The organism is Flavobacterium tagetis (assembly GCF_016735615.1).
Lineage (GTDB): Bacteria > Bacteroidota > Bacteroidia > Flavobacteriales > Flavobacteriaceae > Flavobacterium > Flavobacterium tagetis.
Genome location: NZ_JAERSF010000001.1, coordinates 1,351,588 through 1,371,000 on the forward strand (window position 1 = coordinate 1,351,588; position 19,413 = coordinate 1,371,000).

The 19,413-nt window shown below is 33.9% G+C and carries 15 protein-coding genes; 14 read left to right on the plus strand and 1 reads right to left on the minus strand.

All coding sequences use genetic code 11. The features are described from left to right. Window positions 1–114 precede the first annotated feature (114 nt). From JI750_RS05875 to JI750_RS05940, 14 genes are all read left to right on the plus strand, one after another. Complete coding sequence (locus JI750_RS05875; RefSeq protein ID WP_201999366.1) at window positions 115–495, plus strand: hypothetical protein; 381 nt, start codon at window positions 115–117, stop codon at window positions 493–495. A 28-nt stretch (window positions 496–523) separates the two neighbouring features. Further along, window positions 524–1,264, plus strand: a complete 741-nt coding sequence (locus tag JI750_RS05880; protein ID WP_201999367.1) for a hypothetical protein — start codon at window positions 524–526, stop codon at window positions 1,262–1,264. 324 nt (window positions 1,265–1,588) lie between these two features. Next, on the plus strand, window positions 1,589–2,497 hold the full coding sequence (locus JI750_RS05885) for a tail fiber protein (RefSeq protein ID WP_201999368.1): 909 nt from the start codon (window positions 1,589–1,591) through the stop codon (window positions 2,495–2,497). Window positions 2,498–2,502: 5 nt separating this feature from the next. Next, window positions 2,503–3,522: a tail fiber protein gene (locus JI750_RS05890; RefSeq protein ID WP_201999369.1), complete on the plus strand. Its 1,020-nt coding sequence runs from the start codon at window positions 2,503–2,505 to the stop codon at window positions 3,520–3,522. A gap of 299 nt (window positions 3,523–3,821) precedes the next feature. Beyond that, window positions 3,822–6,590 carry a TonB-dependent receptor gene (locus tag JI750_RS05895; RefSeq protein WP_201999370.1) on the plus strand — a complete coding sequence of 923 codons (2,769 nt, stop codon included), beginning with the start codon at window positions 3,822–3,824 and terminating at the stop codon, window positions 6,588–6,590. Between the two features lie 81 nt (window positions 6,591–6,671). Beyond that, the gene (locus tag JI750_RS05900; RefSeq protein WP_201999371.1) at window positions 6,672–8,243 is read left to right on the plus strand and encodes an SGNH/GDSL hydrolase family protein; all 1,572 of its coding nucleotides are present in this window, start codon (window positions 6,672–6,674) and stop codon (window positions 8,241–8,243) included. A gap of 234 nt (window positions 8,244–8,477) precedes the next feature. Then, a complete protein-coding gene (gene atpD, locus JI750_RS05905; RefSeq protein WP_201999372.1) occupies window positions 8,478–9,989 on the plus strand; it encodes a F0F1 ATP synthase subunit beta in 1,512 nt (503 codons plus the stop codon). A gap of 82 nt (window positions 9,990–10,071) precedes the next feature. Further along, complete coding sequence (locus JI750_RS05910) at window positions 10,072–10,353, plus strand: FoF1 ATP synthase subunit delta/epsilon (protein ID WP_129747880.1); 282 nt, start codon at window positions 10,072–10,074, stop codon at window positions 10,351–10,353. Between the two features lie 283 nt (window positions 10,354–10,636). Then, window positions 10,637–10,933: a hypothetical protein gene (locus tag JI750_RS05915; protein WP_201999373.1), complete on the plus strand. Its 297-nt coding sequence runs from the start codon at window positions 10,637–10,639 to the stop codon at window positions 10,931–10,933. Window positions 10,934–11,109: 176 nt separating this feature from the next. After that, entirely contained in the window at window positions 11,110–11,748 is a 639-nt protein-coding gene (locus JI750_RS05920) for an NAD(P)-dependent oxidoreductase (RefSeq protein ID WP_201999374.1), read from the plus strand. A 77-nt stretch (window positions 11,749–11,825) separates the two neighbouring features. Beyond that, window positions 11,826–12,962, plus strand: coding sequence for an aminotransferase class I/II-fold pyridoxal phosphate-dependent enzyme (locus JI750_RS05925; RefSeq protein ID WP_201999786.1), 1,137 nt, complete (start codon window positions 11,826–11,828; stop codon window positions 12,960–12,962). 104 nt (window positions 12,963–13,066) lie between these two features. Further along, window positions 13,067–13,930 carry a TraB/GumN family protein gene (locus JI750_RS05930; RefSeq protein ID WP_201999375.1) on the plus strand — a complete coding sequence of 288 codons (864 nt, stop codon included), beginning with the start codon at window positions 13,067–13,069 and terminating at the stop codon, window positions 13,928–13,930. Window positions 13,931–13,937: 7 nt separating this feature from the next. After that, window positions 13,938–14,441, plus strand: a complete 504-nt coding sequence (locus tag JI750_RS05935; RefSeq protein ID WP_201999376.1) for an RNA polymerase sigma factor — start codon at window positions 13,938–13,940, stop codon at window positions 14,439–14,441. After that, the gene (locus JI750_RS05940; RefSeq protein ID WP_201999377.1) at window positions 14,431–15,045 is read left to right on the plus strand and encodes a hypothetical protein; all 615 of its coding nucleotides are present in this window, start codon (window positions 14,431–14,433) and stop codon (window positions 15,043–15,045) included. The genes JI750_RS05935 and JI750_RS05940 overlap by 11 nt, the downstream gene beginning before the upstream one ends. 36 nt (window positions 15,046–15,081) lie before the next feature. Here JI750_RS05940 and JI750_RS05945 read toward each other — a convergent pair whose 3' ends face one another. Beyond that, window positions 15,082–19,254 (minus strand): RemA C-terminal-like gliding motility protein, encoded by a 4,173-nt coding sequence (locus JI750_RS05945; protein WP_201999378.1) that lies wholly within the window; start codon window positions 19,252–19,254, stop codon window positions 15,082–15,084. Between the last annotated feature and the right edge of the window lie 159 nt (window positions 19,255–19,413).

Below are 19,413 nucleotides of genomic sequence, written 5' to 3' on the forward strand. Positions count from 1 at the left end.
CTTATTAGTGATTACTAGGAGGTATCACGCGAAAGGATTCGTGCGGGAGCGGGGGCAATATATGGAATGCAGTTTTTTACTCAGGAATCTTATTTGACAAATCAAACAGAAAAGATGAGGATTTTGGGAAATGGAAACGTAGGTATTGGAAAAACAAATCCAACTAATAAGCTCGATGTAAATGACACAATTCATTCCCAAGAAGTAAAAGTCGACATGAATGGCTGGTCAGATTTTGTATTTAAAAAAGACTATGTTTTGCCAACTTTGGAACAAGTAGAAAAACATATTGCTGAAAAAGGACATTTAGAAAATATTCCTAGTAAAAAAGAGGTTTTGGAAAACGGAATTAATTTGGGTGAAATGAATGCGAAGTTGTTGCAGAAAATTGAGGAGTTGACTTTCTATATGATTGAGATGAAAAAAGAAAATGAACTTCTTAAAGATAATCAGAAAGATTTGGAAGTAAGAATGAGAAAAGTAGAAACAGAATAATATTATGAAAAAAATAGTAATAATTGCAGTGCTTGCGTTTCAATTTAGTTTTGCGCAAAATACATTGCCAGTTGGTAGTTTACAGATTACTAATGATGGGATGTTTAACACAAATATTAATAGTGAAAATGTTTCTAGAATAGATATGGGATTTGATGGTTCGAAAGGATTTATAAATTTTGGAGCTCATACAGGGGATGGTTATAGAAACAATATTTTTTATATGCGGGGTAGTGATGGCCATATTGGTCTGGGAACAAGTACTCCAAGAGCAGTATTAGATGTTTCATATCATATTGGAAATGGAGTTTTGGGAGCAGTGTTTGGTCGATTATCTGAAGGTGATAATAATGGAGATGGCACTTTTTTAGGAGTAAGAGGATATAATACGTCGGTCGTAAATGGTAAATCATTTTCGATTGAACACAGTTTTTATGGTATTACAAACAGCTCAATTAATTTTTTTAGAGGAGGCTCTACTACGGGAGGCGGTATAAGTTTTAATACCAACGCTAATGAGGAACAGATGCGAATTAATGCAAATGGTAATGTAGGTATAGGAGAAATAAATCCCCAAAACAAACTAGACGTAAACGGAACAATTCACTCTAAAGAAGTAAAAGTCGATATGAATGGCTGGTCAGATTTTGTGTTTAAAAAAGAATATAGTTTGGTAACACTTGAACAAGTAGAAAAACATATTGCCGAAAAAGGACATTTAGAAAATATTCCAAATGAAGAAGAAGTCTTAAAAGTCTTGGTGAAATGAATGCCAAGTTGCTTCAAAAGATAGAAGAATTGACGTTATATATGATTGAACAAAATAAACGTACGAACAAAATCGAACAAGAGAATCAAGATTTGAGAAAAGAAATCGCGACTATTAAGAAGACAATTCTAAATTAAGAATAATGCAGTTGAAGAAGGATTGGTTTATAAGGCAGGAGATTATGTGTGCAGCAGTGCAATGGATTATTCAGGTCAAAAGGGATTTATTGATGATGTGGTAGTTTTTAGGGTGTTTAATGCTTAAGCAGCACGTACCACACGTAAGGATTAGTGCGGGAGTTAGAGAATAATAATTAATAAAAGTATGAGTAGTTTTAAAAGTTTGGTTGTTAGAGTGTTTTTACCTTCAGTGATATGTTTGTTTTCATATAGGGGTTATTCGCAAGATATAGCACTTGTCAATAAGATTGTTGGTAACGGTGATGCAGCTAATTATTATATTGGTCATTTTCCTGTTTTAGATTCAGATGGTCTTGATTTACATTGGTATGGAGGTATACGTTTTGGGGATTATACTAGTAAGAACGTTATGCAGATCACAAATGGTAAAGTGGGTATTGGTACTCCAAATCCTTTGGCTAAATTAGAAGTTAGCAATGGGAGTATTCTTGTAAGAGATGGTTTAAATATAGATAATCAGTCTTCTATTATGATTGCATATTCTATAAATGAAGGAAATGTAGATACTTTTGGAACTTCAATTCGATCAATTATTCAAAATGCAGGAAGTAATACTTATGGATTGCAGTTTTTTACCCAAGAATCTCATTTGACAAATCAAACAGAAAAAGTTAGGATTTTAGGAAATGGGAATGTAGGGATAGGTACCAAAACCCCAGATTCTAAGCTTACTGTTGCAGGGAATATTCATGCCCAAGAAGTAAAAGTTTCTATTAACGCAGGAATAGTACCTGATTATGTTTTTGCTAATGACTATAAATTGAAATCCTTAAATGAAGTCGAACAATATATCAAACAAAACAACCATTTACCTGAAATTCCTTCGGCTCAAGAAGTAGAAAAAAATGGGTTAATGTTGGCAGAAATGAATATGAATCTGTTGAAGAAAATTGAAGAGCTTACCCTTTATGTTATTGAACAAGAAAAGATGAATAATAAGCAATCTTTAAGAATTGAAGTATTAGAAAAAGAAAATGAAATTTTAAAAAAGGTTTTAGAAAGGCTTTCTGAAATAGAAGAAAAATTAAAATAGAGTACATGAAAAAGGTAGTGTCGTTTTGTGTAATTATGCTTAACGTATTTTGTTATAGTCAGGGTTTTGATGGGAACTTAGGGGCAAAAAGTTTAAATTGGAGTCAGGATCAAAAAGATTTTAACAGTGGTCCCAGAGTGGGTGTAAGTCCAATGTCTATAAGACTTTGGGATAATTATGGAGGATTAAATGCTCCTTCAGAATGGGGATCGTTACTTGAGATAAATGGAAGAGGAGGGCATTTAGCTTCTCAATTGTATTTTGATAATACATGGAACGGTAGTAGGATTCTTTATAGATCAGCCTTTTATCAACAAGATACATGGGAGAGTTGGCGTTATCTTTTAGATTCGAAGAGCGATGTTGAGTCTGTTGGAAATTTAAAAATAACAGGTTTAGGTAATAATTATGTTTCTAATGGAAATTTTGGAGTTGGAACAGATGCTCCAATTGAAAAACTTAATATTCATGGAGGTAAAGGTGATGGTGTTGCATTTGATGCGAAATTTGCATTGACAAGAACTTCAAGTACGGGAAATGTATTGAGTGCAAAGATTGCCTTGAGTGACAGTGATACTAATTGGGGGGATTTAAGTTTTAAGGTTAAAACAACTGCAAGTAGATATGAAATTGAAAATTTTTACACAGATGCTTTGTTCATAAAAGGCTCTAATGCTAATGTAGGGATAGGTACCAAAACCCCAGATTCTAAGCTTACTGTTGCAGGGAATATTCATGCCCAAGAAGTAAAAGTTTCTATTAACGCAGGAATAGTACCTGATTATGTTTTTGCTAATGACTATAAATTGAAATCCTTAAATGAAGTCGAACAATATATCAAACAAAACAACCATTTACCTGAAATTCCTTCGGCTCAAGAAGTAGAAAAAAATGGGTTAATGTTGGCAGAAATGAATATGAATCTGTTGAAGAAAATTGAAGAAATGACTTTATATATCATTGAGCAAAATAAGCAAATAATAGACTTAAACAAAAGATTAGAAAAAGTAGAGTCAAAACAATAGGAAAGATAATTATGTTAAAAAAGCGAGATTTAGGTCTCGCTTTTTTTTATTGTCAAAAATTTTTTTGGACGTATGTATTTTTGTGAAATTTTCAGTTTTTTGATAAAAATTTATATGTATGCATAGTAAATTGATTTTTCTTTAGGTTTTCTTTGTTTTTATTTTAATAAAATGAATTAGTGAATAGTTAAAATATTGTATAAAATCATGATAAATATCAATTTTATTTAACATTTTTTTATGCATATTAAAATATTTGTGTATTTTGGCTATATATACTAACAATAAAACTAACCCTAATGAGAGTCTACTTGCTAATTATGTTGTTATTCAGCGGAGTATCTTTTGCGCAGAATACAATCACAGGTTCAGTTACTGACAGTAACAAGCAATCTATTCCTGGTGCCAATGTTGTTGTGGTCGGAGAAAATAGTGGAGCATCCACTGATTTTGACGGAACATTTAAATTGACAACAAACGCCAAGCTCCCTTTTTCTGTTAAAGTTTCAGCCATCGGATTTGAGTCAAAAACGATTAATGTGACAGCGGCAAATCAAAAATTGATTGTGGTGCTTAAAGATGAAGAAACGAAATTGGATGAAATTGTGGTTTCGGCATCTAGGACGCCAGAACGTGTAATTGAATCTCCGGTTACAATTGAACGTATGGGACTTCAAGAAATAAAAAACACGACAGCTCCAACTTTTTATGATGGTTTAGAAAATTTGAAGGAGGTAAACTTTAATACAAGTAGTATTTCTTTTAAATCTATAAATACTCGTGGTTTTGCTACAGTAGCAAATACTCGTTTCATGCAATTGGTAGACGGGATGGATAACTCATCTCCAGCTTTGAACTTCGTTTTAGGAAATCTTATTGGAATTTCGGATATTGATGTTGCTAGTGTGGAGCTTTTACCAGGGGCATCTTCAGCGCTTTATGGGGCAAATGCTTTTAATGGAATCATGTTTATGACAAGTAAAAGCCCTTTTACTAATGAAGGAATAAGTGTTTACTATAAATATGGGCAAACAAGTCAAGATGCTGCAGGAACAAATGATTATAATGACTTTGGAATTAGACTGGCAAAAGCATTTACGAAGCATTTTGCAATGAAGGCTAATTTTACTTATATGGAAGCTTCTGAATGGATTGCAAATGATACAAGAAGTATGACTGGTGGTCCTGTGGGGCATGCTATGAATCAGAATTATGATGGTTTGAATATTTACGGTGACGAGGTTACTACTTTTATTCCAAACGTGGGGCAGGTTAGTAGAACGGGATATCGTGAGCAAGACTTGACGGATAACAAGGTGCAAAGTATGAAAGCAGATTTGAGTGCTCATATTAGGCCTTGGGCAGATGATACAGAATTTATACTTCAATATAAAATCGGTACAGGAAGTACTATCTATCAAGGAGCAAATAGGTATGCTTTAAAGGGGTTCTTGATGGAGCAAGGTAAATTTGAGGTAAAGAGTAAGAACTTTTTTGGAAGAGTTTATTTTACAAGTGAGTCTGCCGGAGACTCATACGATATGAGATTTGCGGCATGGAACGTTAACCGAGCGGCTAAATCTGATCAAGAATGGTTTACGAACTATGCAACAGCTTATCAGTATGCTGGCGCTGTTATGGGGACCAATGCAAATGAATCCGCTCAGATTGCAAGAAACTTTGCAGATTATAATGTGTTGCCTGCGCAAATATCATTTATTCCCAAACCGACAGGTTCGCCAAGATTCGAGCCAGGCAGTGCGCAATTTAATAGTGCTTTGGCAACAGTAGTTGCAAATCCAGATTTGACTCAGGGTGCTAAATTTATTGATCATTCAAAATTATATCATTCAGATGTGAATTATAATTTTAGAGATGTCATTAAATGGGCAGAAGTTCAAGTTGGAGGTTCGTGGAGAAAATATGTAATGAATTCAGAAGGAACTATTTTTACAGATTATGATGGTCCGATTGAATATAAAGAATATGGAGCTTATGCTCAATTGCAGAAAAAATTCTTAGATGATAGATTGAAGTTTACAGGATCTTTGCGTTATGATAAGAGTCAGAATTTTGATGGAAATATTTCGCCAAGAATTTCATTTGTATATTCTGCAGGAGCATCAAAAAATCATAATTTCAGACTGTCTTATCAAACAGGTTTCCGTAACCCAACTACACAAGATCAATATATTGGTCTTGATTTAGGGCCTTTTGCATTAATTGGTTCTGCTCCAGAAAACTTAGACCGTTTTCAGGAAACTGTAAATGTAAGTGCGGCAGGGCAAGCGGCTGGGCAGCCAGCTACAATTAATATGTCAGGGCAAAATGCTTATCATAATGCTTATACAGTAGCTTCAGTTCAGGCTTTTGCTGCTTCGGGTAACGTAGGAGATTTGCAAGTTGCTGATATTGGTTTAGTGAAACCAGAGCAAGTTCAGGCTTTTGAAGCAGGATATCGTACTGTGGTTCAAAATGATTTATCTGTGGATTTGAATGCTTACTATAATATTTATAATGATTTTATGAATACCGCAAGAGTTATTTCTCCATATTATGGAGCTGTTGGTACGCCAGAATCTTATCAGGCTCTTGCATTTGGTGATAGAAGAGTGTATCAGGTTTATACAAATACAACAGCTAGAGTTTCTTCTTTTGGTTTTGGTGCAGGATTGTCTAAAAAGGTTTATAAAGATTTTGAAGTAGGTGTAAATTATAACTACTCTCAGTTTGACTTCAATCAAGCAGATGATCCAGATTTCGTGGCTGGATTCAATACTCCAAAACATAGAATTAAGGCTTCTTTAGGAAATGCGAAAGTGATTAAAAATTTAGGTTTTAATGTTAATGTAAGATGGAATTCGGAGTACTTATGGGAGTCTTCTTTTGGAGATGGTATGATTCCTGAAAATACAGTTTTGGATGCTCAGGTAAATTATGCTATTCCGAAATGGAAATCGGTTATTAAAGTTGGAGCAACAAACCTTTTTGGGTCAGATTATCTTCAAGTTATTGGAGCAGGTATGATTGGTCAAATGTGGTTTGCTTCATGGACAATTAACCCATAGAGTGATTATTTATGTGAAATTGATGTGGCTTCTTTGAAGTTATTTGAAAAATGAAGAGGTAATAATTTAAAAAGTACTAACATGAAAAAAAATATAAAAATGCTGTTGTTGGTTTCATTAACCTTTATGGCGGCTTGTAATAATGATGATAATAATACGCCAGAAGAAGTTCCAGTAGTTCCAGGTTCTGCGGTTTTTACAAAGTATGTGGCGCTTGGAGATTCTTTTGCAGCAGGTTATAGCGATAATGCTTTGTTTAAGAAAGGTCAGGAGAATTCATATCCGAATATTTTGGCGCAGCAATTTGTAGCTGCAGGCGGCGGAGCTTTTACGCAGCCACTAATGAATGATAATATTGGAGGTTTACTTTTGGGAGGAAATGTAATAGCAGGAACTCGTTTATATTTTGATGGGCCAACCCAAACTCCTGTAAATGTTTTAGGAAAGCCAACTACAGAAGTTACGGCTCATCTTACAGGAACATTTAATAATTTAGGAGTTCCAGGTGCTAAAAGTTATCATTTGCTAGCAGCAGGTTATGGTAACGTTGCTGGTGTTGCTACTGGCGCGGCAAATCCATATTATGCAAGATTCTCAAGTACTGCCACAGCTGCGGTTTTGACGGATGCTATTGCGCAAGATCCAACTTTTTTCTCTTTGTTTATTGGAGGAAATGATGTTTTGGGGTATGCAACTTCTGGAGGAACAGGAAAAGATCAGACAGGAAATCCGAATCCAGCCACTTATGGGGCAAGTGACATTACAGACCCAGCAGTTTTTGCTAGTGTATATACTAATTTGGCAACTGCTTTAACAGCAAAAGGAGCAAAAGGTGTTGTGGCAAATCTGCCATATATTACTACTTTGCCTCATTTTACGACAGTTCCTTATAATCCGCTTACGGCTAAAGTAATTGGTAAAAATAATGAAGCTGTAGGTGTGGCTACAATAAAAGCTCTTAATGCACAATTGTATGGGCCATTAAAACAAGCGTTGACGGCTTTTAGTGCTGGAGACAGAATTAATTTGCTTTCTGAAACTGGTGCAAGCCCATTATTAATAAAAGATGAAAGTTTAACAGATTTGAGAGTGCAACTAACAGCTGCATTTACTCCAACATTAGGAGCGCAGAACGCGGCTTTTTATGGTGCAGTTTTCGGACAAGCGAGACAAGCTAAAGCTACAGATTTAGTGGTGTTGACTACAAGAGCGGATATTGGTACTGCGCCGACAGCTGCCAATTCTGGAATTGGTATTGCTCCTCCAGCTCCGTTAAATGCATTCGGAATATCTTATCCTTTGCAGGATAAGCATTTATTAATTCCAACGGAAATTGCAGAGATTAAAAAAGCGACAGATGCATATAATGTGACAATTGAAGCTGTCGCGAAAGAAAAAGGTCTTGCATTTGTAGATACAAGAGCAACTATGTCACAATTGGCTAATGGGGGAATTAGATTTGGAAACTTTACAATGAGTTCTTCTTTTGCAACTGGTGGAGCATTCTCTTTAGATGGGGTTCATCCTAGTGCAAGAGGTTACGGATTGATTGCAAATATATTTATTGATGCCATTAATGAAAAGTATGGTTCGACGCTTCGTCATGTTGATTTGGCGCAATACCCAATTCAATATCCGGCAACGCTTCCATAAAAATTAATTTTTTTAGTTTGAAAACCGCTCATTTTTGTCAATGAAGCGGTTTTTTCTTTTAGTGAAAAAAATGTCTTTTTTGTTGTTTTTTAGGCAAGTTTTATGAATCAAACAAAATCATGCTATTTTTTATGAAAAAAAAATTGATTTTATATTTTAAAAAATTATCTTTGCGCTCTGAAAAAAGAGGTATTTTCGATAAACCTAAATAGCTATTTAATAAATACATAAGTAATGTCAAAAGTAATAGGAAAAGTTGCTCAAATCATTGGACCAGTAGTAGACGTAGTTTTCAACGGTAAAGATGTTGAACTTCCAAAAATTTATGATTCACTAGAAGTCACTAAAAAAGACGGAACAATTTTAGTTCTTGAAGTACAATCTCACATTGGAGAAAACACTGTTCGTACGATCTCTATGGACTCTACAGACGGTTTGTCTAGAGGATATGAGGTAGTTGGAACTGGAAATCCAATCCAAATGCCAATCGGTCCAGACGTATATGGACGTTTATTTAATGTTGTTGGAGATGCAATTGATGGTTTAGGTGATTTGCCAAAAACTGGAGAAAACGGTCTGCCAATTCACAGACCTGCACCAAAATTTGAAGATTTATCAACTTCATCTGAAGTTTTATTTACAGGTATCAAAGTAATCGATTTGATCGAACCTTATGCAAAAGGAGGTAAAATTGGATTGTTTGGTGGTGCTGGTGTTGGTAAAACAGTATTGATTCAGGAGTTGATTAACAATATCGCAAAAGGTCACGGTGGACTTTCAGTATTCGCTGGAGTAGGTGAAAGAACACGTGAAGGAAATGACTTGCTTCGTGAGATGTTAGAGTCAGGAATTATTAAATATGGTGATGATTTCATGCACTCTATGGAAAATGGAGGATGGGATTTATCTAAAGTAGATATGCCAGGAATGAGAGAGTCTAAAGCTACTTTCGTTTTCGGACAAATGAATGAGCCACCTGGAGCTCGTGCACGTGTGGCACTTTCAGGATTATCTATCGCTGAGTATTTCCGTGATGGAGCTGGATCAGACCAAGGAAAAGATGTATTATTCTTCGTTGATAATATCTTCCGTTTTACACAAGCAGGTTCTGAGGTATCAGCACTTTTAGGACGTATGCCATCTGCGGTAGGTTACCAACCAACATTGGCAACTGAGATGGGTGCAATGCAAGAGCGTATTACATCTACAAACAAAGGATCTATTACATCTGTACAAGCGGTTTACGTTCCTGCGGATGACTTAACTGACCCTGCGCCGGCTACAACTTTCGCGCACTTAGATGCAACAACTGTATTGTCTCGTAAAATTGCTGAGTTAGGTATCTACCCTGCAGTTGATCCACTAGATTCTACTTCTAGAATCTTAACTCCTCAAATTTTAGGGAATGAGCACTATGACTGTGCACAAAGAGTAAAAGAAATTCTTCAAAAATACAAACAATTACAAGATATCATCGCGATCCTTGGTATGGAGGAGTTATCTGAAGAAGATAAACTTGCAGTAGCAAGAGCACGTCGTGTACAACGTTTCTTGTCTCAGCCATTCCACGTAGCAGAGCAATTTACAGGTATTCCAGGTGTATTAGTTGATATTAAAGATACTATCAAAGGATTTAACATGATTATCGATGGTGAGTTAGATCACCTTCCAGAAGCAGCTTTCAACTTGAAAGGTTCTATTCAAGATGCAATCGAAGCTGGAGAGAAAATGTTAGCTGAAGCATAATAATTTGGTTGTCAGTTGTGAGTTGTAAGTTGTTAGAAAGCAACCATCAACCATCAACCATCAACTATTAACTAAAAAAGACATGATTTTAGAAATAGTATCACCAGAAGCGAAATTATTTTCAGGAGAGGTAACATCAGTTAGCTTGCCGGGAGTTAATGGAAGCTTTCAGATTTTAAATCATCACGCGCCAATTGTTTCAATCCTAGAAGAAGGAACAATTAAAATTGCAGCTCCAAGCTTCAGTTTTTCTAAAGAGGCTGCTGATAAATTTACGAGAGTTAATGACCAAACTTATACTTTAGAGATTAAGTCAGGAACAATCGAAATGAAAAACAATAAGATAATTGTATTAGTTGACTAAAACAATTTCAAAATAAGCTTAAAAGCCAGACAGTCTTGTCTGGCTTTTTTTATTTTTGATTTATGAAAGAAAATGAAATTTCGATTTTTACAGGAAAGCGAGCTTGGTATGAGTTATTGCTGGCATCAGTTTTTTTGGAGCTTTTATTTACATGATTGTTTTGTTTGTATATTTTGCTTTTATTGATAAATCGGTTGAGATAGCCATCAGAGCCTTTGTGACATTTCTTTTGTGTGGAACTTATTGTTTGGTTTATGGATTTAAGTTTTCTGCAACTAAAAATATGCTGATAAATTTGGAGAATAATACAGTTATTTCAAGATATATTATTGGGCCGTTTTCTTATGATGTGAAATTGAAAGCGACGGAATTTGAATATATTTCTTTTTTTGAAGATCGATATGGTGAATTTGGGACAAATCTTTGGTATGTTAAAAACAAACATTATAAAATGTATAGTTTTGAAGACAGAGAGGCTACATTTCAATTTTCTCTTAATCTTTCGAATAAACTCAACATCGATTTACTAGATGCTACTGAAAAAGGAAATTTTAAATGGATAGAAAAGGAAAAGATATAATAAATTGAAATCCAGACAGTATTGCCTGGCTTTTTTTTATTTTCTTACTTTTGAAGTATCAAAATCTCTTTATAAAATATTTGATCGATGGTAAAAGCTAAGTAAGCTTTTGCGCTTTGTTTTATCTTGAATGATGGAACATAACTTTTTATGTCAAATTTTTATAAAGAATATATATGAAAAATATATCAAAAGTTGCTGTTCTTGGAGGCAGCGGAAGAACTGGAAAGTATCTTGTAAACCAGTTATTAGAAAACGGATTTAGTGTAAAACTTCTATTGAGAAATCCCGACGATTTTACCATTCAAAACTCAAAAATAGAAATCATTAAAGGTGATGCTATTAATGAAGAATCTATAAATGTATTGCTTAAGAATTGTCAGGCGGTATTGAGTACAATTGGACAAAGGCTAGGAGAGCCAATGGTGGCAAGTCAGACAACGAAAAATATTCTGAAAGCTATGGATAAATATGGTATTCAAAGGTATGTTTTGCTAGCCGGCCTGAACATCGATACGCCATTTGATAAGAAGAGTCCGAAGACAATTACGGCCACCGATTGGATGAAGACGAATTTTCCCGAAATTCAAAAAGACCGACAATTAACCTATGATCTTTTAGTTGATAGCAAAATAGATTGGACGCAAGTTCGTGTCCCTTTAATTGTTTTTTCTGAGGACAGTTCGGAAATCTCTATAAATCTTGAAGACTGTTTAGGAGATAAAATTACAGCATCGGATATCTCGAGGTTTATAATAAAAGAAATGATCGAGTCAAACTATATTAGGCAATCACCGTTTATTAGTGCCATTTAAATTTAGAAAAACAGCGGATTTCATATAATCCGCTGTTTTGTTAATTCTAAGATGAATTGCCTAACTTTGGTTTTATGATGAAGCTACCAGAAAATCTTAATGATAAATTAGAAAGTTGTAAACAAGGTAATTTGTTTAGAAAATTGCCTGTGTTTAATAATCGAATTGATTTTTCTTCAAATGATTATATTGGATTTTCCAAGTCAGAAATTATTTTCAAGCATACTCATGCTTATTTGGTAGAAAATGAAATGCTGCAAAATGGAGGAACAGGTTCCAGATTGATTACAGGAAACCATTCTCTGTATCAAATTGCAGAAAGTTTTATAGCGCAATTTCATGATGCAGAAGCAGCTTTAGTTTTCAATTCGGGATATAATGCCAATTTGGGCTTTTTTAGCGCTATACCGCAAGAAAATGATGTTGTTTTGTATGATGAATTATGTCATGCTTCTATAAAAGATGGCATTGCAATGTCGAGTGCTAATTCGTATCATTATATTCACAATGATTTTGAAGATTTAGAAAAGTATATTCTTAAATTTTCAGATACCACGATTTACATTGTAACCGAAACGGTTTTTTCAATGGATGGCGATACTCCAAATTTAGAAGAATTGGTCCAGCTTTCAGAAAAATACAATTGTAATTTGATTGTTGATGAGGCTCACGCTTTGGGTGTTTTTGGAGAAAAAGGGGAAGGTTTGACCCAACATTTGCAATTACACAATAAATTTTTTGCTCGAATTGTAACTTTTGGCAAAGGTTTGGGTTGTCAAGGTGCAGCAGTTTTAGGAAGCAATGATCTTCGAGATTATCTAATTAATTTTGCTAGAAGTTTTATTTATACAACCGCTTTGTCTCCGCATACAGTTGCGACAATTTTTATAGCTTATCAGCAGTTAGAAATCGAAAAACAGGTTATTGAAAAGCTTCGTCAGAATATTGTGTTTTTTAATCAGCAAAAAAACTTATTAGGATTAAAACCAATGTTCGTTCACAGTAAATCTCCTATACATTCTGCTATTGTTCCAGGAAACAAAAGAGTAAAAGAATTGTCAGAGCGACTTCAAGAAAAAGGATTTGATGTACAATCTATTCTTTCTCCGATTGTTCCAGAAGGTCAGGAACGACTTCGTTTTTGTATTCATAGTTATAATTCGCAGGAAGAAATTAATCAGGTTTTAGAATTAGTTAGAGACTTTGTTTTTTAAATTCCGATTTTCTTCAAAATCTAAAATTAAAAAAAAGAGTAAAGTTTTTTGTAACGTTTTGTTTATTCGATTACTTACAAGCTGTAATCAAATAAAAACCAATCATGAAAACCAAATTTCAATTTATATTTGCTGTATTTGCATTTTTTCTTATCTGTAAAGTTTCAGCGCAGACAAAAACTTCAAAATTAGAAAATTCACTTCTTTGGGAAATTTCAGGAAAAGAACTTAAAAAACCATCTTATTTATACGGAACGATTCATATGATCTGCTCTAAAGATTATTTTTTATCTGAAAAAGCTAAAAATGCCTTTGAAAAATCGGATAAATTGCTTTTAGAAATCAACTTTACAGATCCAAACGAAATGAGCCAAATGCAACAATTGGCAATGGGAAAAGAACCATTAAGTAAAAAATTAACTTCAGAACAGCTAGCTAAACTAGATTCAATTTTAAAAAAGAGTACTGGAATGTCGGTACAACAAGTAGATAGTTTTAGTCTTTTGACTGTTTTGAGTTTGATTTCTATTAAAAGCTTTGGTTGCTTAGATTTAAAATTTTATGAAATGGAGTTATCGGATGCGGCCCAAAAAAGAAATATCTCTATTGCTGGATTAGAATCTGTTAAAACCCAATTTGAAATTCTTGAAAATGCTTATTCTAATGATGAAAAGCTAACGCTTTTGGAAGAATCAACTCCTGAAGAAACAGTCGAATTGGTGGACGCTTATAAAAGTGAAAACATTGAAGCGATGTATGCATTTAGTACAGATAAACGATTTACAAGTGAGAAAACTAAAAAGCAGATTCTTGATGATAGAAATCTAAATTGGGTAGAACAAATGCCAGAGTTAATAAAACAAAATAGTATTTTCTTTGCCGTTGGAGCGGCACATTTAGGGGGTGAGTATGGCGTTATTAATTTATTGAGAAAAGGAGGATATACTGTAAAACCTATAATGAACTAAATCTGTTTTGAAAGAGAAAGAATATGAGTTTTTAAATCGGATGGAAAATCATAAAGGAATTTTGCATAAAGTTTCTAAAATGTATATGGATACTTCCGACGATCAGCAAGATTTGTTTCAGGAGATAATATGTCAGCTCTGGAAATCGTATGAGTCTTTCCGGAATGAAAGCCAGTTTTCGACTTGGATGTATAGAGTTGCAGTAAATACAGCAATTGTTTTTTTAAAGAAAGAAAAACGGAAAGTCGACAAATATGAAATTGCTTCAGAAAATGTCAAAGATGATGAGGGAGATTCTCATATAAAAGAAAGTCAGCTAGATCATTTTTATAAAGCTGTGCAGAAATTAGAAAAGATTGATAAAGCTATCATTTTTTATCAGCTAGAAGGCTTTTCCCATAAAGAAATAGGAGAGAATCTAGGAATTTCTGAAGGAAATGCTAGGGTGAAATTAAATAGAGCCAAAGAAAAATTAAAAGAAATTATTAAAAATCAAGGATATGGATTTTAACGATATACAAAATGCGTGGAATAACGAAAAAGCTGAAAATGTTATTCTGCCAAAAAACTTAGAGAAGATTCAATCTGCAAATACACCACTGGACAAAATAAAAAAGAACTTAAAAACTGAGTTTTATTATCAGATAGTCTCAATCGTTTTTGTTGGATTAGTGCCAATAATTATCGATGTTCCTTCAAAAGTTACTTTTTTTTATTATTTGCTTTTTAGTCTTTTTGTTGCGGTGTGTGTGTATTATTTAATGAAATTTTATTTTTTTTATAAAAGACTGAACAAAATCACTTTAACAACAAAGGATAGTTTGTATGAAACTTATTTTGATATACGATTGAACATGGAATTGTATAAAACATTTGGTTTTGCATTAACACCTTTTTTGATTTTATATCTATTAGGGTTTAATTACTATATGTTTCCTAGAATTCCTAATTTTTCTGATCACGAGTTTTCGAATGGACAATTAATCGGATTCTTTCTAACGGTTGTTTTTGTAGTGCTTTTTATGGGAATTAGTTTAGAATGGTGGGTACATCAGTTTTATGGAAAATATGCTAAAGAGATAAAAAAAGTAATAGATGAATTAAAAGAAGAATAAAAATAAAAACCCATCGTTACGATGGGTTTTTTGTTATTAATTAAATATGATTTTTTTAGTGACTATATGGCCATTCTCTAGAATTACTTTTGCCAATAAAACCTGATTGCTAGAATATAAATTTTCAATTTTTAATTCTTTGGAATCGATTTTATTTTTATTGTAAATTATTTGCCCGCCAATAGTATAGATTTGTACTTCTTTAATGTTTTCGGTTCCACTGCTCACATTTATTACTTTTGATTTTACAGCTACCAAAACTCCATTTGTTGTGTTTTCAAAATCATCGGTGCCTAATGTTTTATTGGTATAACGTAACACAAAACGATCTGTAAAAGTTCCGATGCCGGTTTTGAAAGTATAATTTGAAGCTCGCAGGTCTGTTATAGTGCCTGTTGTTTTATCTTCAAGATAAACGGCTTGCTGGCTAAAAAATCCATCTGCGTGATCGATCGAAATTGTAAGCTGAGTTTCAGCAACTGATTTATAGCCAAGAGGAATTCTTTCTGTATTGTCAAAAGGCAAACTTCTCGCTTGGATAGACAGCTTTTGAGCCTCATTGATAGTATAGAAGTCTACGTAAGAGTTGCCTGCTAATGTAACAGCGTCATAATTGTAATCGAAGCTGTTTGTTGCGCCTTCTGCATATCCGATCAATATTTGTTTATAGGCATCGTCGGTATTGCTTAGATTTAACCATAAGCGGTTTACTTCAATTGCAGCTTCCTTTGATGTAGTTTTAAAAAATTGTGAATTCTGTGCTTTTATACGCTGCCCATTATTAAATTTAACTGAAGTGACTTTTGGCTTTATAAAGAAACCTTGCCCCACGCCAATATATCCAGTAGGATTCTCGCCTCCAGTTGTAGCTCTTGTTGATCCAAGCAATGTGAATACTGCATAATCTGGGCTGCTGTATTTGTAGGTATTGCTTCCTTCCGCTTTTTTTGGCAGCGATACATGCGTCCAAAAATATAGTGCTCCAACATCACCATTATCGGTAATAAATTTTCGCCCATCGATGGCAGATGGGTAAGGGTTTCCGATAAGAAGATATTTATCTGCTGTGGTTGAAATTGGAATGTCTCCATTATTAGGTGTTCCAAAGAATTTTCCAATAAATTCAGCAGGAGTTTCAATGCTAAAAGACTGCGGGCCTCTAATGCTATATCCTATCCCAGGTTTCATGGCCATTTTGCCGTATAGATCTGTTGCCCACTTGAAATCAGAAGACCAATAGGAATATTTGTCAAATAAAGTTTCTGGAGATAAAGTGTTCATTTTAAAATCAGGATTGTCTACAGGTACTGACCAATAAGTCAAGTCGAAACGGCGAATTTTGGTTGTTCTTTCTATTTGAAAAGCAGTACTGCTTCCTGTGAACATATTTTTATTTGTTGATGTTTGAAGAAATGATCCGCCAGATTGAATAAGTAATTTCCCTCCGGTTCCTACGTTTATATTTTCATCAACAGTTAAAGTGATATCTTTTGGAACTGTTAATGTGATATTCGGATTTATGGTACAAGAACAAACGGTAAGGTCTGCTTGTAATTCTGTATTTTTATTAATAACTAAACTGCTTCCATTAGGAATAGTGCCAGTTCCATTGTAAATAATATCCGTTTTTGTAAAATCGATACCAAGATTAGCATCGCCACCATCTTCTCTTAAACGTATTTCTACGCGAGAATTGCTGTTTAGAGGGTAAAGTTGCCCTCCGTTAATTAAATAAGTGGCATTATCCCAGCCATTTCTAGAAAAAATCAATTGATCATCAATGTAAAGCTCAACAGCATCATCATGATTCATGTGTTTTAATTGATATAGTCCACAATCAAAACCTTTACGTTTGTAAACGACTGTAAAATTGTTGTCTGGTATTTGAGAACCTTGCCAGATGGTTGCAGATGAAGGTGATTTATCTTTTGTCCAGTAATTTGTTGAGTCAGGATTTAAATGAGGGTCAACATAATAACCAGCATATCTTACATTACTTAAAGATATATCATTGTTTACGTAACCATATACGTTCCATACTTTGTCGCCATACTCAGAAGGATTTCCTTTAGGAATGCCAAAGAAAAAAGAGACTCTTGAAGCACCACCGTCTTCATAATACTCTAGAACAAATTTATGTTTACCAACTGTTAGATTTTGTGTAGCATAATCCATAGTGAAACCGTGACCATTCCATCTCGTTATGACTGGTACAGCAGCATCATCGATGTAAAGTCTTACTCCATCATCACTTCCAATATCAAAACTGTATACGCCAGCTTCAGTAATATCAGCCAGCATTTTATATCGTACAAAGAATCGATCTGAAGGAGCGTCATCACAAGCGAAATTTGAAGTTTGACCTGTAACAGAACCCTCTCCGTTATTTCTATCGAAATTTTTGTTTTCAGTTACAGTTCCAATATAAGTTGCAATGCTTGTGCTTGGCAAAGCAGGATAAGAGATATTCGGAGGCATAGTGTTGGTTGTTAATTTATAAACATATCCATTCCAAATATTTGATCCAAAAGTATCCTGGTCACCTGCTGGTACACAAGTTGCCAATTCATGAGCTCCCATATATGGTTTTACCCTTGTACTGTTGTCAATGTCTGTTGGTACAGCTGCAATTAAAGTTCCGATAAGTGTTTTGTTTACGGCATTATTTGCATCTAAATATAAACTGTTGCTTAGAAATAACGGATTTCCATTTTTAGAATTAGTATCTCTAGCTGTTGCTTGTTTCCATTCATCAAGTGTAGTTTTTTTGTTTGCTGAAGTATAATAGCTTCCAAAGGTACCTACATACTGTGAACTATAGTAGTCATTGTAATCTAATGTTGGGAATTTTGAACGATCTGCTGATTCAAAATATACTGCAAAACGCTCACTTCCTGAAGTTTGAGCATTTACAAATATGTTGTTTCTAATATCAAATCCTGAACCATCTCTTACATATAAAGCTGATGAACATCCCTTAGATTGATTAGTAATAAGTTTTACGCTATTATGATATAATTTAACCGTAGAACCATTATCAATATATATACCAAAGGCGCTTTGGCCACTAACGCCATCACCTCCAGCTGAACTGACGTCAAGAACAAAGTTGTTGTATATTAATTGATTATTTCCTGTTGTGTAAATTCCACTAGCAGTTATGGCTTTATCGGTGATTATAGAGCTGATTTTATTGTTAAATATCGAACCGTTATTTCCTTCCAGTTTAACTCCTATTGCTCCAGTATTGGTTGAGCTTGTAAATAAATTAGAAATTATGTTTTGAGAAATGATAGCATTGTCTCCTTTAACATAAATTGCATAAGCAGAACCGTTACCCTTAAGGTTTTCCATATTTGAAACCTTATTGTTTGAAACGGTGCCGTCATCAGCATTTTCTAAATATATTCCAGAATGACTAAGCGTACCATCAAAATTTGAAGGAATTTTTATTCCGTCTAATATATTTCCTGTTACAGTATAATCACTTACATTTAAAAGAGAGATACCTAAAAATGCTTTTACATTATTAGTTGTTGAAACTATTTTGTTGTTCAAAATTTTCCACCCACTATTATTTTTGTTTTGACCTTTTACAACTATTGCTTGTTTAACGTTTGTAAAAGTCACATTTTGAATGGTATTATTAGCATTGTTTGCATTGTTGTCAAAGTTGTCGTCAGAAGCTAAAATACCAGTTGATATTGTTCCTATTTCAGGAGCTAGTGCATTTAACTCTATGGTTAAATTTTGAAATTTATTGTTTTCAGATTTTTTGTATAGCCAAATAGCAACTCGTTTTGCATACTTGTTATTACTGTCATCAAGGTTATTGTAAATTTTTAACTTATTGTCGGCAACGGTATTATTTCCATCAATGATTATGTAATCCGCATTATTAAGTGCAATCAATGCCCCGTTGCTAACTTTTCCAGTGATGGTAATTTCTTTTCCATCATTTGGTCTTATGGTTACCGTGTTTTTGTTCTTGTTTTTAAAACTAGGAATTGTTAATTGAGAAGATAAAATTTGATTTTCATCCAATAGAAACTGAATATCTTTGTCTGTTCCAACATCTTTCAGTTTTTCAATTGCTTCTGGAAGATTTTTGAAATCGGCTCCAGTTTTCGAGCCAATGACATAATTACGATTCAATTGAGCGAATCCAAAAAAAGGCAATAATAAGAATAAAAGTAAAGTTTTTTTCATGCTAAATGTTTTCTATCAATTTGTTATGCTGGCATAAGACTTTTCGAACCGCGCAAAGATAGATACATCTACGAGCTAGAGTTTGTTAAGGTTTTGGGAAGGCTTGAATAATCGATGAATCGTTTAAATAGTCGATGAACTACATTAAAAATTTTAATG